This is a genomic window from Dyadobacter sp. OTU695 (assembly GCF_038440355.1).
GTDB lineage: Bacteria > Bacteroidota > Bacteroidia > Cytophagales > Spirosomataceae > Dyadobacter.
This window is the reverse complement of sequence record NZ_JASATN010000121.1, coordinates 1-213: the sequence shown is the minus strand read 5'-3', so window position 1 is coordinate 213 and position 213 is coordinate 1. Positions and strand designations below refer to the sequence as shown.

Genomic DNA, 213 nt, shown 5'->3' with positions numbered 1-213 from the left:
ATGGTACTGTACGCTGCCTTCCAGCTGGTCGATAAACCACAAACGCTCCTGGCTATACGAAAGCGGGATCCGGTCGGGACGGTCCTGTTTATGCAAAATGCCGATTGGGGATGGCGCTGAAATACCAGCCAGCTTCAAGGCCAGTAGCTCGATGCTCGGACAGTCAAAGACATCCAAAATCGAAAGCTCTGAGTCCAGCTCTTTACGGATGGC

The 213-nt window shown here is 53.1% G+C and carries 1 protein-coding gene; it reads right to left on the bottom strand.

The annotated features are described in order from the left end of the window. Nucleotides 1-213 (bottom strand): hypothetical protein (locus AAHB90_RS32715; protein ID WP_342089523.1); only part of this gene is annotated, 213 nt, incomplete at both ends.